This window comes from Zwartia panacis (genome assembly GCF_030410395.1).
Lineage (GTDB): Bacteria > Pseudomonadota > Gammaproteobacteria > Burkholderiales > Burkholderiaceae_B > Zwartia > Zwartia panacis.
On the sequence record NZ_JAUHHF010000006.1, the window covers coordinates 123,595 to 137,826 of the forward strand.

12 protein-coding genes are annotated in these 14,232 nt (G+C 52.7%); 7 read left to right on the top strand and 5 right to left on the bottom strand.

Features of this window, described 5'->3' with window-relative positions; translation table 11 throughout:
- The first annotated feature begins 47 nt into the window (after nt 1-47).
- From QWY30_RS10130 to QWY30_RS10150, 5 genes are all read left to right on the top strand, one after another.
- Complete coding sequence (locus tag QWY30_RS10130) at nt 48-890, top strand: putative selenate ABC transporter substrate-binding protein (RefSeq protein ID WP_290240736.1); 843 nt, start codon at nt 48-50, stop codon at nt 888-890.
- 8 nt (nt 891-898) lie between these two features.
- Nucleotides 899-1,735: a phosphonate ABC transporter ATP-binding protein gene (locus QWY30_RS10135; protein ID WP_435433392.1), complete on the top strand. Its 837-nt coding sequence runs from the start codon at nt 899-901 to the stop codon at nt 1,733-1,735.
- The gene (locus QWY30_RS10140; protein ID WP_435433387.1) at nt 1,722-2,552 is read left to right on the top strand and encodes a PhnE/PtxC family ABC transporter permease; all 831 of its coding nucleotides are present in this window, start codon (nt 1,722-1,724) and stop codon (nt 2,550-2,552) included. Before QWY30_RS10135 ends, QWY30_RS10140 begins: the two co-directional genes overlap by 14 nt.
- A 68-nt stretch (nt 2,553-2,620) precedes the next feature.
- Nucleotides 2,621-3,397 carry a phosphonate ABC transporter, permease protein PhnE gene (gene phnE / locus QWY30_RS10145; RefSeq protein ID WP_290240740.1) on the top strand — a complete coding sequence of 259 codons (777 nt, stop codon included), beginning with the start codon at nt 2,621-2,623 and terminating at the stop codon, nt 3,395-3,397.
- A 61-nt stretch (nt 3,398-3,458) separates the two neighbouring features.
- Nucleotides 3,459-4,367: a DUF6268 family outer membrane beta-barrel protein gene (locus QWY30_RS10150; protein WP_290240659.1), complete on the top strand. Its 909-nt coding sequence runs from the start codon at nt 3,459-3,461 to the stop codon at nt 4,365-4,367.
- Between the two features lie 5 nt (nt 4,368-4,372).
- Here QWY30_RS10150 and QWY30_RS10155 read toward each other — a convergent pair whose 3' ends face one another.
- The 3 genes from QWY30_RS10155 to QWY30_RS10165 all read right to left on the bottom strand — a co-directional run bounded on the left by QWY30_RS10155 (nt 4,373) and on the right by QWY30_RS10165 (nt 7,958).
- Nucleotides 4,373-4,792 (bottom strand): VOC family protein, encoded by a 420-nt coding sequence (locus QWY30_RS10155; RefSeq protein WP_290240661.1) that lies wholly within the window; start codon nt 4,790-4,792, stop codon nt 4,373-4,375.
- 9 nt (nt 4,793-4,801) lie between these two features.
- Nucleotides 4,802-6,694, bottom strand: coding sequence for a TRAP transporter permease (locus tag QWY30_RS10160; protein ID WP_290240662.1), 1,893 nt, complete (start codon nt 6,692-6,694; stop codon nt 4,802-4,804).
- Between the two features lie 187 nt (nt 6,695-6,881).
- Nucleotides 6,882-7,958, bottom strand: a complete 1,077-nt coding sequence (locus QWY30_RS10165) for an ABC transporter ATP-binding protein (protein WP_290240664.1) — start codon at nt 7,956-7,958, stop codon at nt 6,882-6,884.
- A 70-nt stretch (nt 7,959-8,028) separates the two neighbouring features.
- Here QWY30_RS10165 and QWY30_RS10170 point away from each other — a divergent pair, with 70 nt between their 5' ends.
- Together QWY30_RS10170 and QWY30_RS10175 are read left to right on the top strand one after the other, a co-directional pair.
- Complete coding sequence (locus QWY30_RS10170; protein WP_290240666.1) at nt 8,029-9,621, top strand: ABC transporter permease; 1,593 nt, start codon at nt 8,029-8,031, stop codon at nt 9,619-9,621.
- Between the two features lie 140 nt (nt 9,622-9,761).
- Nucleotides 9,762-10,826: an extracellular solute-binding protein gene (locus tag QWY30_RS10175; RefSeq protein ID WP_435433393.1), complete on the top strand. Its 1,065-nt coding sequence runs from the start codon at nt 9,762-9,764 to the stop codon at nt 10,824-10,826.
- 102 nt (nt 10,827-10,928) lie between these two features.
- Here the strand turns inward: QWY30_RS10175 and QWY30_RS10180 are convergent, their stop codons facing one another.
- Nucleotides 10,929-12,305 (bottom strand): hypothetical protein, encoded by a 1,377-nt coding sequence (locus QWY30_RS10180; RefSeq protein ID WP_290240669.1) that lies wholly within the window; start codon nt 12,303-12,305, stop codon nt 10,929-10,931.
- Nucleotides 12,306-12,491: 186 nt separating this feature from the next.
- Nucleotides 12,492-14,096 (bottom strand): flavin-containing monooxygenase, encoded by a 1,605-nt coding sequence (locus tag QWY30_RS10185; protein ID WP_290240671.1) that lies wholly within the window; start codon nt 14,094-14,096, stop codon nt 12,492-12,494.
- Nucleotides 14,097-14,232: the final 136 nt, after the last annotated feature.

Consider the following 14,232-nt stretch of genomic DNA (forward strand, 5'->3'; position numbering starts at 1 on the left):
TGACCCTTTTGTTTACATCTTTCTCCAAGCGCCGGATTTCTCGCGCAATGACTGTCGCCACGATCACAGTCGCCACTTTTTTAGCTGGTGTCTCTCATGCTCAGCAGGTTCTGCGCGTGACCACCATCCCTGAAGAGGCCGCGACCGAGCAAATGCGTAAGTTTGGTCCGCTGACCAAGTATCTGGAGCAAGCGGTGGGCATGAAGGTCAGCTTCGTGCCAGTCAATGATTATCCGGCCGCTGTCGAAGCTCTGGTTAACAAACAGGTTGATCTGGTGTGGTTTGGAGGGTTCACTTATGTTCAGGCGCAAATCCGCTCTGGTGGAAAAATCGTGCCGATCGCTCAACGCGAAGAGGACACCAAGTTTCGTTCCGTATTCATCACTCAAAAGAATTCCGGCATCACAAGGCTTGCCGACCTGAAAGGCAAACAGGTGAGTTTTGGATCCCAGTCCAGCACCTCGGGTCACTTAATGCCGCGCTCGTTCTTGCTCGAAGCCGGCTTGGACCCCGACCGCGATTTCAAGCGCGTGGCATACTCTGGCGCCCATGATGCGACGATTGCATCAGTCGTAAGCGGCCGGGTGGATGCCGCTGCGCTTGACATCACGGTCTGGCAAAAGTTCGTGAATGAAAAAAAGGTCGACACCAGTAAAGTCGATGTGTTTTACACCACCCCGCCTTATTTCAATTACAACTGGTCAGTCAACGCGGATATGCCGGTTGAATTACGCGACAAAATTACCAAGGCTTTGCTTGCCCTCGATATGAACACGCCGGAGGGTAAAGAGATCCTGACCTTGAACCGCGCCAGCAAATATATCCCTACGACACCAGACAATTACAAAGGTCTTGAGTCCGCTGGTAGAAGCGCAGGTTTGATCAAATAATGTCTGGGTTGCGGATTGAGCTGGAGGACGTCACTGCTCGCCATCCTGCTGCCAGTGCCAACATGCGTGCAGCGATTGATCAATTGTCTCTGACGATCTCTCCGGGTGAACACGTTGCGGTGATTGGTCCTTCAGGCGCGGGTAAAACGACCTTGCTTCAGTTGCTGGGCGCTGCGCTGAAGCCTTCCCATGGGAGAGTGCTGATGGATCGCGACCCGGTCTGGTCGCTCTCCACGAGAAATTTGCAGCGTCAACGTGGACAATTGTTTTATGCGCCCCAGAGCCCTCCATTACCTCCCAGGCAGCGCGTGATTGTCTCTCTTCTGGCCGCAAAGTTGCCAGAGCTATCACTTTGGGGCAGCATCAGGAATCTGATCTATCCGCAACATGTTGACGAAGTCGCGCAGGCTCTTTCCCAGTTTGATTTGAAAGAAAAGTTATGGGAGCGCGTCGATCGTCTCTCGGGCGGGGAGCGGCAGCGCGTGGGGTTGGCGCGAGCTTTGCTTGCGCCTGCAAAACTGTGGCTGGTCGATGAACCTTTGTCCGCACTCGACCCCACTCGCGCTCGCCAGGCTATTGCGACACTTGTACGCGAGGCGCGCGCACGACAAGTGACATTGGTGACCAGCTTGCATCAGGTGAATGTGGCGACTACAGAGTTTCCTCGTGTCCTCGGACTGCGTGATGGTCGTCTGGTATTCGATCTGCTCGGTCCTGAAGTGACACAAGAGCGATTATCTGAACTTTACGCGCAGTTTGAGTACGAACTTGCCCAAGTTGAAACCCCTCACGCCTTGCATGAAGTCCCTGCGGTGAAACGGGAGATTCGCGTTGGTTGCGCTTAAGGCTCCTGAGCTGCGTGACCCCGCGTGGTCGCGACGCGTGTTCTGGTTTGTCGCAGCCTGTTTGCTGATGTGGCCCGCACTCGTGACAACCGAGTTCAGGCCATGGGTTTTTTTCGAAACCGATAATTTAAAAGTTACGGTACGTTTTCTGGCGGATTTTTTTCCACCCGCATTGAATTCTGAGTTTTTACAGTTAGTCGCACGCGAAGCTTGGCGTACCGTTGCGATCGCGACGGCAGGGACTTTTTTGGCGCTTGTGTTGGCGATTCCACTCACGCTGCTTTCAACGACAGTCTTGTCTGTTTCTTCTTTGTCCGGACGCATGCAGGCTTTGCCATTTGTGCTGAGACAGCTGATCAGGTGGATATTGATACTGATGCGCAGTGTCCCTGAGCTCATTTGGGCGCTTGTATTTGTCCGCGTCGTGGGCCTGGGGCCCGCAGCGGGTGTGCTTGCCATTGGCTTGACCTACGCGGGCATGCTGGGCAAGGTATACGGTGAAATTTTAGAAAGTGGTGAACGCGAACCCGCGACTGCGCTCTTGCGTAATGGCGCTGGCAGATTGCAGACATTTTTTTACAGTGTGTTGCCAGGTAATGCGACTGAATTGACGAGTTACACAATTTATCGCTGGGAGTGCGCGATCAGGGCATCGACTGTTTTGGGCTTTGTCGGTGCTGGCGGCCTGGGACAGCAGATGGACAATTCGATGCGAATGTTCAATGGTTCCGAAGTCGCCACCATGTTGATTGTTTTTATTCTGCTGGTCGGGCTTGCCGACTTGTTGAGTACCTGGATGCGAAGGGCGCTCCAATGAGTCAGCAATCGACAGAATCTTCTGCGCGGATGCGCCCGAATAATGTGCCCAAGCGTCCAAAGCATTGGATGCGGCTGAGTTCCCCTGTTTTCTGGGCATTATCTGGTAGTTTCGTTCTCATTTTCCTGAGTTTTTGGTCTCTCGATTTACAGCTTGCACGGGTCTTGTCTGTTGAGAGTATCGCTCGCATGGGTAAATTTTTAGGCGAGTTGCTCTCACCCAATTTTGAGCCGGTATTTCTTCACAAGCTGTGGCGCGCCAGTCTCGAAACTTTGGCTATGTCCGCGGTCGGTACTTTGATCGCGACTATTTTTGGCGTCTTGTTAGCCGTGCCTGCGAGCCGGAGTTATGACGGCGATCCTGCCCGCTGGAGATTTCCGACCCGTTTGCTTCTGAATGCATTGCGCGCCATCCCCGAGTTGGTTTGGGCGGCTTTATTGTTGATTTCCGCTGGTTTGGGTCCATTCGCAGGCACGCTCGCACTTGCCCTGCACACCACGGGCGTGTTGGGTCGGTTATTCGCCGAATCTATCGAAAACGCGCCTCAGCAAGCCGCTGTTGCGCTGAGGGTTCAGGGGGTGGGCGAGGGACGGGTGTTCCTCTATGCAACACTCCCTACGGTTTCTCCACAGTTGATGTCCTATGCGTTGTATCGTTGGGAAAATAATATTCGCGCCGCGGCCGTGCTTGGTGTGGTCGGTGGTGGTGGATTGGGTCAAATGTTGTCTTTTCACATGGGCCTGTTTCAAATGCAGGAAACAAGCAGTGTGCTGGCCGCTATGATTGTGTTGGTCATTCTCGTGGATACGCTGTCCTATTTCGCTAGACGTCTACTGTCTCGCTGAGGTGAATGAGGACTTCCGATATTTTGTTTTGACAAAAAATGGATGAATGAATATGTTTAGTATGCCGAATTCCCTTCGCATGGGTGCAGCTCTTGCGCTCACGGCGCTATGTGCATCAGTTGTCGCCCAGCCGCGTCAATCGCCCGGCGAAACCAGCGTATCTGTGGGTCTCACGGGTTTGAATCAATTCAACACCCGCATCGTGGATGGTGGAAGTTTTAACTGGCAGGATGCGTCAGCCAACGTCAATGTCACCAAACAGTTCACAAGCGCTTTTTCCGCAGGTGTGAGCGCCCGTTACAACTATCAGAACTGGTCATGGAGTGATCCTCAGGCGTTCGGTGGTCAAGCGCCTTGGACAGCGATCAGTACTCCCGCCTTGGGGATGAACTTTGGCTATTCCCCCAGCCCTGAGTGGCGTTTTGGTTTCGCACCGACTGTGGAGTGGTCTGGCGAGACGGGGACCGGTACCGGCGGTACGGCGACTTATGGTGCCGTGATGAGTGTCGCGAGAACATTCTCCAAAGATTTGACGCTTGGAGTTGGAGCTGGAGTATTTCGCCAGATTGACGAGACGAAAGTATTTCCATACCTGTTGGTTAATTGGAATATCACTGATAAATTGCGACTCGGTAACTCCCTGCCTGCCGGTCCTGCCGGTGGCGCGGGCCTCGAGCTCTCTTACGCATTGACGGAACAGTGGAGTATTGCAGGTGGAGGCGCGTATCGTTCCTACCGCTTCCGCCTAAACGAAAACAGTCCTGTGGCCAATGGCATTGGTCAAAACAGTTTCGTCCCCGTCTTTGCAAGACTATCCTACGCGATTGACCGTACGACTCGTATTGACTTGTATGCCGCAGCGACAACTGCGGGTCGTTTGTCCGCGACAGACAGTTCTGGAACGACTCAGTACAGCACCAACTATCAAACCGGTTTTGCGATGGCGCTGTCGCTCTCCAAACGCTTCTGAACGGATTATCCTGCTGAGAAAACCTGTTGAGGATCGGGCATGCCCTTCACCTCAACAGCGTTCCCCGAGAAGTCAAAGACAAGAAAAACCGATTGTTCGCGAGGTGTCCCGATGAAAATTCTGTCGGGAGCCATCGCAAAGTCGACCTTGGCGGCGATCAGGCTTGAGAGCATACGATCGTACACATCAGGTGTGACGATCACACCAAAGTGACGCAAAGGATAGTTTCCACGTCCAATGGTGATTGATTTGTGCGAGGCTTCAAGTTCTGAGAGCTGCGCGACAAGGTGGTGACCAAAGAAATCGATATCGAGTCTGTCGGTCTGTTGTCTCGTGACAGTGCATCCCAAAATATCCCGATAGAAACGCACCGTTGAGGCGATATCTTTGATCGGAATCGAGAGATGAATCATGGCCATGCTCATGGCTGTCCCCTAGGCTGTGGCCGATGCGTTTCTTTTATTTTGGTACCACTGCGTGATCGCTACAAACGCAAGTAGTCCGAAACCGATCGTGTCGGTGATGAGACCGGGCTTGATCAAACAAACCGCTGAAATGAAAAGTAATACGCGCTGGTACATGGTTGCATAACCGACAAGCCACCCAAAAAATCCGCCAGCCAGGGCAATCACACCAATCATCGCAGTCATGACTGACCAGAAAACGGTCAGATAGGACGTGTCGTCTTTGAAAATCAGCAGCAAGGAAGGCTCATACACGAACATAAAAGGGACGATATAGGCGGGCGCGGCCGCCCGCATCGCGGCAAAACCTGACTCCCACATATTTGCCTTTGCCAGGCTGGCTGCCGCGAACACCGCCAGTGCGACCGGTGGAGTGATTGCAGAAAGAATCGCGAAGTAGAGTGCAAACATGTGGGCCGCTGGCACTTCAACGCCGAGCTTGATAATCGCAGGAATCAGCAATGAGACCATGACGATGTAGGCTGGCGTGGTGGGCATGCCCATTCCAAGCACAATGCCCGCGGCGGCAGTCAACAGCAAGGCAAGGAATAAGGAGTTGTTCGCAAGTTCGATCACGACTTGTGTGAAAACAATACCCAGTCCCGTGATGGTGACGCAACCGATTACGATACCTGCGCAAGCGCAGGCCATTGCAACGGACAAAGCGTTACGTGCACCCTCTTCGAGGGCGTTAATCACCGTCATCCATGTGATGCCTTGTCGTGTCAGTTTGCGGGCAAGCGCAACGGGCAGGCAACTGAGCGCTGCAACCAAGGCACACAGTGGCGCCGAGAAGCCCATGAACAGACCAATCAGGATAATCAGAATCGGAATGAACAGGTGACCCCGTTGCATCATGACCTGTCCAAACTTTGGGAGCTCGCTTTCGGGGACACCGCCCAATCCATGGCGTTTAGCTTCGAAGTGAACCGCGAAAAACACGGATGCGTAGTAAAGCAAAGCGGGGATCACGGCCCACAAAGCAACCTGCGCATAGGGAACCGACAAGAATTCAGCCATCACGAAGGCTGCTGCACCCATGACCGGAGGCATGAGCTGTCCGCCTGTGGAGGCAACGGATTCCACAGCTGCTGCAAAAGGGGGTCTGAAGCCTGTACGCTTCATCAGGGGTATCGTGATGGGACCATCCACCATGACGTTGGCCACAGCGCTTCCTGAAACAGTACCAAAGAGTGAGGAGCTCACGACTGCGACTTTTCCAGGACCGCCCGCACTCCGTCCGGTCAGAGCCATGGCAAAGTCCATGAACAATTGCCCCGTGCCGCTCTTTTCCATGAACGCGCCAAAAATCACGAAAAGCATGACGTAGGAGGCAGAGACACCGAGTGTCGAGCCAAAGATACCTTCGGTAGACAGGTAGAGCTGCTCCAGGAGAACCGGAAGCTTGACCTGAGTAAAAAACGCAGCGTAAGCGACGAATAAAATTGCTGTGATCGGCAGTGCCCAGCCAATGACGCGTCGTGTGCCTTCGAGAACGACGACGACCATGACAAAGGAATAAAACACGTCCGCTTTAGAGAGTTCATCGATGTAGATGATTCTGTTCGTGAAGTTTTCGTAATCCACGAAAATATGCCCGATTGCGGCAAGGCCGAGAGCAAGAATCAGCATGTCGTATGACCGCGGAATCAAACCTCCCTCTGCTTTCGACGGGTACAGTAAAAAAACCAGCGCCAACGCAAACATCAAGTGCGTACCGCGGAAAATCACTGCCTCAGGCGGGCCAAATCCAGCGACATACATGTGATACAGAGACATCGTCACAGCGATGACAGTGATCAGTTTTTTGAGTATCTTGGAACTTGGATCTACGGCAATGCTTTCGTCGGAAATTACCTGCATATTGATATCCTTGGGTTTGGGCTGATTCAGTGACCGCTCCATGTCGACTTAAAATTTTCGGAGCAAAGGGATCAGCATTACCGATTAAGGCTCAATGATTCTACACAGGCAACCCGCTGTATTGGAGGTGTTTTCCTCAAATACAGGGTTTTCCTTAAGGTGCAAGTAAGTGGCGTATGGAGATCAATCAGTTTTGATCGGAAAAGGTCACGACGTGATCGACGCCGAGCCGTATGCCAATTTTTTCGCCTAGCGAGTGGTCGTGATGACTGGGAACATAGGCCAAAACTTCCTGCCCTGATTGAAGACGCAAGGTATACAAAAAATCGGCGCCTCGAAAAGTTTTACGGAGGACTTCGGCCTGTTGTAGGCTCGCATCGTCGTGCTGGATATCATCCGCGCGCAGCAGCACATCCACTTCTGTGCCGATCGGATCATGATGATCGTGATCGAGCTGAAGTTGACCCAGTTCGATCTTTACCATGGCATTGGGCTGGATGATGCCTTTGACAAAGACGCCACGGCCGATAAAGTCTGCGACGTAGCGATTGACGGGCTCGTGGTACAGATCATAGGGGGTGTCCCACTGTATGATCCGACCTTCCGACATCACACCAATCTGATCGGCGATCGCGAAGGCTTCGAACTGGTCATGGGTCACGAGCAGCGCGGTGACACCGTTGGCTTTCAAAATATCCCGCATCTCGCTGGCGAGCCTCTCGCGCAGGTCGATATCCAGACTGGAAAAGGGTTCGTCGAGCAAAATCAGGTCAGGCTCGGGCGCCATGGCGCGAGCGAGCGCGACCCGTTGCTGTTGTCCGCCACTCAGTTCGTGCGGGTAGGATCCCGCTTTGTCTGCCAGTGAAACGCGCTCAAGCCACTGGAGACCGACTTCCCGTCGTTTGGCGGGCGCGAGTGCGCGCAAGCCGAACATCACATTTTCCAACACGCTGAGGTGGGGAAACAGGGCGAAATCCTGAAACACCATGCCGACTTTGCGCAGATTCGGCGCGACCTGAATATCTGGTGCGCTGACAACCCTGCCGTGCAAGCTAATGGAGCCTTTCTGCAAGGTTTCAAAGCCACAGATGGCTCTTAGAATCGTGGATTTGCCGCATCCGGAGGGTCCCAGCAAACACGCAATGCTGCCTCGGGCTAGACTGAGGGTTAAATCACGCACGATCGGAACCCATCCTGGACCGTCCAGACGGGGGTATCCGATTTCAACGTGGTCGAGGGAAAGCAAAGGTGCGTTGGTATTCATCTTTATAATTTTCTCATTAACCGCATTTTCATTCCAGAATCCTTTTTATCCTGAGCCGAGCGCATCACGAATGAGTCGAGTCGTTGTTCTGATCGCAGTATTGTTGTCGTTACCGCTGCTGGGCCTCTTTATTCCTTTTTTTACGGAAGGCAGCGGCGAGGCCGCCCAGGAGCTGATCGCCCAGGGTACGTTGCTGCATCTCTGGCAAACCGTGCTAGCAGAGTATGTCACGTCTACCTTGTTGCTGCTGCTAGGAGTAGGGCTGGGCGTCTTTGTGCTCGGGGTGGGTAACGCCTGGCTGGTGGCGAACTATCAGTTTCCTGGCAAAAAGATTTTTGAATGGGCGCTGATTTTGCCGCTGGCCATCCCAACTTATGTCATGGCTTATCTTTTTGTCGATATTCTGCAGTTTTCCGGTCCGATTCAAACAACATTACGCAATATTTTCGGACTCGAGCAATTATGGTTTTTTCCGGATCCGCGCTCTTTAGGTGGCGCGATGTGGTCGTTTTCTTTTTGTCTGTTCCCCTATGTCTATTTAATTGCGCGCACTTCGTTTCTGGACCGAAGCGGTCGCCTTTCCGAGGCGGCTGAAACGCTCGGATACAGCGGTTTCCAGGCTTTTTTTCGCTTGGTTTTACCCATGGCACGACCAGCGATCTTTGCGGGAATGGCCCTCGCCCTGATGGAGGTCATGGCGGATTACGGTGCAGTCGCCTATTTTGGTGTTGAAACTTTCGCAACAGGTATTTTCAGGGCATGGCTGTCCTTTAGCGATCGCCTGGCTGCCGTTCAGCTTTCCCTGGGTCTACTGGTATTTGTGATTCTGATTTTTTATATGGAGCAGACAAATAGAGCCCGGATGCGTTATGCGAGCTCGGGAGTCGTTCAACGCGCTGCATTACCCCGGCTTCTAAAGGGTCGAAAGGCTTTCGGTGCCTTTGCAGTGTGCGGATTGACTTTGCTCTGCGCATTTTTATTGCCCGTGGCGGCTTTGCTCAAGCTGCTTTGGGAGCAGGGCTTGAGTCTAGATGTGCGCTACCTGGACTGGTTACAAAACTCTTTTGGTTTATCGGCGATCACCGCGCTGATTTCCGTGGCTTGCGCTTTATTGCTGGCTTACGGTGCGAGATTGACGAAAAGCGCGACTCTGCAGTGGGTCAATCGTTTGCTTGGTCTGGGATACGCACTGCCTGGCGCGGTGCTGGCGGTCGGTATTTTGTCTGTGTTGGGCCTCTTTCAGGTGGCGTGGATCATGTCTGCCACCGTTTCGGTGCTGATTTATGCCTATCTGATCCGCTTCCTTTCTTCCAGTTTGCAAAGCGTGGAGGCTGGGCTTTCGCGTATCACTCCCTCGATGGATGGTACGGCAGCGCTCTTAGGGGCGACGCCCTGGCAAACGATGCGCGACATTCATTTTCCGCTCCTCAAGCGTAGTGTCATGACAGCAGGGCTTTTTGTATTTGTCGACGTGATGAAGGAACTCCCAGCGACCTTGCTTTTACGCCCCTTCAACTTTGACACGCTGGCCGTAGCGACCTATCAGCTGGCGGCGGACGAGCGTTTATCTGAGCTGGCGTTACCATCGTTGACGATTGTGACCGCCGGGTTGATCCCTGTGATTTTGCTGTCGCGCGCAATGTCTAAATCTAACCGGTATTGATAATGATTCGCATTTAGTGTTAATATGACGTTTCTCGCTATTCGAACAGTTACTGATTAGAAGCACTACTGATTAGAAGCACTACTGATTAGAAGCGCGACTGATTAATCACCCCGGAATACTTTCTGATGAACAAGCAAATGGTACTGAAAGCCCTGGCTGCAGGCGTGTTGTCATTCACCGCGGCTGGCAGCGCATTCTCCCAGCCTGGCCAGACTGGTCAAAGCACTCAGGCTGCCAAAGAGCTCAATGTGTATTCTGCACGTCACTATCAGACTGATGAGGCGTTGTACGGTGGCTTTACCAAGGCGACAGGGATCAAAATCAATCGTATCGAAGCCAGTGACAATGCGCTGATCGAGCGCTTGAAAAGCGAGGGCGCCAAAAGCCCGGCCGACGTGATTTTGCTGGTTGATGCGGCGCGTTTATGGCGTGCGGAAAAGGACGGCATGTTCCAGCCAGTCAAGTCCGCTTATATCGATGAGCGTATCCCTGAAAATCTTAGAGCTCAAGCTCAAGGGGGTGGCAACACTTGGGTGGGTTACTCCACGCGGGCTCGTGTGATTGTGTACAACAAGGCGCGCGTCAAGCCAGAAGATGTCAACACCTATGAAAAGCTGGCAGATCCAATCAACAAGGGCAAGGTCTGCACACGTTCCGGATCACATCCTTACATGCTGTCGCTCGTGGGCGCGATGATCGAGCGTCGCGGTGAGGCTGCGACGGAGAAGTGGGCCAAAGGTATGGTCGCCAACCAGGCGCGCGCACCGCGTGGGGGAGATACCGATCAGATCAAAGCCGTCGCAGCGGGTGAATGTGGTGTCGCGCTCACCAATTCATATTATTTCGTGCGCATGATGCGCTCCACCAAGCCTGAGGATCAGGCAATGATGGCAAAAATTGGTTTCTTGTGGCCCAACCAGGAAACGAGCGGCACGCACATCAACATTGCTGGAGGCGGAATCGCTAAAAATGCGCCGCATCCAGAAGCCGCGACCAAGTTTCTTGAATATCTTGCGACCGATGGTGCGCAAGTCTATTTCGCTGACGGTAACAACGAGTGGCCAGCGGTGGCTTCAGTCAAGGTTGAAAATCCGGGTTTGAAAGAGCTTGGATCGTTTAAGGTTGAAGACGTCTCTGTGGCTGCAATGGGTCGTAATCAAATCGCAGCTCAGAAAATACTGGACCGCGCACGATTTAAATGAAGAAGCAGTGAAGAAGAAGTGAAGAAGCAGTAAACAATTAAAAATCCCGCAAGTTTTCGAAGCTTGCGGGATTTTTATTTCAACTTGATCAGTGCCTGAAGCTTATGCAGTGCCCCAAGGACGGATCGCTGCTTTCAGTTTCTTGTAGCCATCGATATAACGTGGGCGTTCGCCAGCGTAGATTTTGTCGAAGGTGGCGAGCTGAGCGTCCAACCAGTCGGCCAGCTGCTTGTTGCCTGGGTTGGCTGCCTTGTAGGCCTCGTTGATCAGCACAAAGTGAATGCGTGGGTCGTAAGGCTGCTTTTCGCCGCCAACCGTTTCGTCGCCGTCGAGCAAGCGCAACAGCATTGCATCTGCCGAGCCCAATGTCTGTTCATAGATTGGGGCGCCATGCACGCGATACATCACGCTGGTCATGTCTTTACCGTTGGTCATTGTGAAACCCATTTCGGTCCACAATTTCTTCATGTCGACTTTGGCGCCAACTTTGTCAAGAACCATCTGGCCCCAGTCACGCAAAACGTCAGGTGCATCGGCCATCAGGTCGGTCAGGCGGTCACCGTCCAGATCCGTTGCATAAACGATGCAAGGACGCTGGCGGATCATGTCATGCAGCAACAAGCCGAAGTTGGTGTCTGAAATGTGTTCGTAAATATCGCCTGTCCAGTTCTCCATGCCAGCCTTGAAGTCCTTGGGGAGCAGGGCCACGATGGCGTCAACGCTCGCGCGGTGCTCTTCATAGGCGTCCACGGTGTATTGACGCTTGAGCTTGAATTTGGTGCCCTGCATCAGCCAGCGCATGATGCCTGCGTTGATGGCGTCTTCTTGAGCCTGTGTGGGCTTGGTGGCGACACGACCGATTTGACCGGTCTCGTGCACCATTTTCAGGAAGAGACGCGCAGCGTAGGCCATGCGGATGCCGGGGGTATTCATTTCAGAGTGGATCACACCAGTGGCATGATCAACGTTGAATTTCTTTTTGTCCTGGGAATAGGGCAGACCAGGCATAAAACGGATGCTGGTGATGCCGCCATAGGGACGGACGTTGCAATAGACGCCAGCTGCGGTGCGCAGGGGAGCATTGGCGGATTTGCCGTTCACAACAACTTTTTTGCCGCCTTCGTTGACCATGAAGTCACCGGCTGTCGACCACTTCAGTGCTGTGTAGTCCAGCTTGCCAAACCACTCGAGGGATTTGAGTTTGCTGTCATGACGGAACTGAGCCATCATCGGAACGCCGAGGAAAGGCAAACCGAGCACGTCCAGCGCCATCAATGTGCCGTTGAGTGCGAACATATCCGTAAAAGCGTGGGCAACGGGCTTGACGCCACCGTGAAAGTTGCCGCCTTCCCAGATGATTGCGTCAGGGCAACCTTCGGGTTTGACCGATGAGCGTTTGTAAATGCCATCGAGCATTTTGAAAAGATCGCCGTTCTGTTCTTCTTGGGCGATTTTTAGCAAATCCAATTCTTGTGCCATGAGCGTAAAGCCTCAAATTTGAAGTGAGTAAAAGACATCTGTGCAACTAGGGATTATCGCATTAGTGGCGGTTGTCACCAAGTTACCTAGGTAAAGGAATTCATAGGGGGAATAAAGGCTAATACTTTACGCCTTGATATATTGTTCCCCTGTTGTTTGAATGCGTACTCTTAGGTACGCGCACTCTTATCGTGCGGCGTGAAACTCAAAGCCTCGGTAGTTGTCCTGGATGACTTCTTCGCAAATATCGCGATAGTGACTCAATCCTCCGGCGTAAGGCATGAATACTTGCGGTTTACCCGGCACGTTCGCACCCAGGTACCAGGAGTGCTTGACCTTGGGTAGTAACGTGGCGTTGGCGGCCGCATCGACCTCGGCTTGCCACGCGTCACCGGAGGATTCTGGAACCTCGACACAGTCCAGCCCTTTGTCACGCATATGTTTGATGCATCGTGTGATCCATTCAACGTGCTGCTCGATCGCCGGCGGCATGTTGCACAGCACGGAGGGACTACCAGGACCTGTAATGGTGAACATATTAGGAAAGCCCGGGATCTGTAAACCTAGATAGGTGCGTGGACCTGCGTGCCAGTATTCCCGGAGTGTTCTGCCGTTGCGGCCCGTGACATCGAGTTTGACGAGTGAACCTGTCATGGCGTCAAAGCCTGTCGCGAACACAATGATATCCAGCGGGTACTCATGCTCAGTGGTTTTGATGCCATTGGCTGTGATGCACTCGATGGGGGCTTTGCGAATGTCGACAAGCGAGACGTTGTCGCGGTTATAGGTTTCGAAGTAGTGCGAATCAACAGGTGGACGCTTGGCGGCGAATGGGTGGTCGATATCGGCCAATAGTTCGGCGACCTCAGGTTTTTTGACGATTTGTTTAATTTTGTTGCGGATAAACTGAGCCGCAGTTTCATTGGCTTCGGCGCTGGTCAGAATGTCGCGATAGAGCGCGCGAAACTGAAAGCCGCCTTGCTCCCATTTTTTCTCGTAGGCTTTGAGACGTTCGTCCTCGGGCACTTCGAGCGCGGACTTGTCCTCGATATAAAAACCATGACCATTGGTATTGGTTGTCATGATTTTACGGATGTCATCCGCATGTTCTTTGGCGTACTTTTTAAATTCGGGTGTGAGTGGCGCGTTGCGAGCGGGCAGACTGTAATTAGGAGTACGTTGGAACACGGTCAAGTGCGCCGCGCTTGCCGCGATGACAGGGATGGCCTGAATGCCCGTTGAGCCTGTGCCGATTACACCCACCCGTTTACCCTTGAAATCCACGCCTTCGTGTGGCCACTGACCCGTGTGGTACCACTTGCCTTTAAAGTCGGACAGGCCTTTGATTTTGGGCATATTGGCCGAAGATAGACAGCCAACGGCGGTAATCAGGTATTGGGCGTTGTATTCCTTGCCGTTTTCTGTTTTGACGTGCCAGCGATTGGTCGCTTCGTCAAAATGCGCTTGGGACATGCGTGTATCAAGCTCGATATCGGAGCGCAGTTTCAGTTTGTCCGCGACAAAATTCAAATAGCGCAAAATTTCCGGCTGTTGGGGGTAGCGTTCCGACCACTCCCATTCCTGGATGATTTCTTTTGAAAAATAATACATATAGGTGTGACTTTCCGAGTCACAGCGAGCGCCTGGATAGCGATTCCAAAACCAGGTCCCTCCAACACCGCTACCTGCTTCGAGAACCTTGGCGGTCATGCCAAGCTTGTCCCGCAAGCTGTAGAGTTGATACATGCCCGAAAAGCCTGAGCCTATGATGATGGCGTCTAGTGTTTGCATAAAAATTTAGGTTGTCTCGTGTATTTGAATGGATCAAATGATTCTTATTATTTTGCAGAAATAGTACATCAATCCATGCGTATGACTGAATGCTTCCTGTTGATTTCCCTCAAACATTAAAGTCATCGTTCCGAGG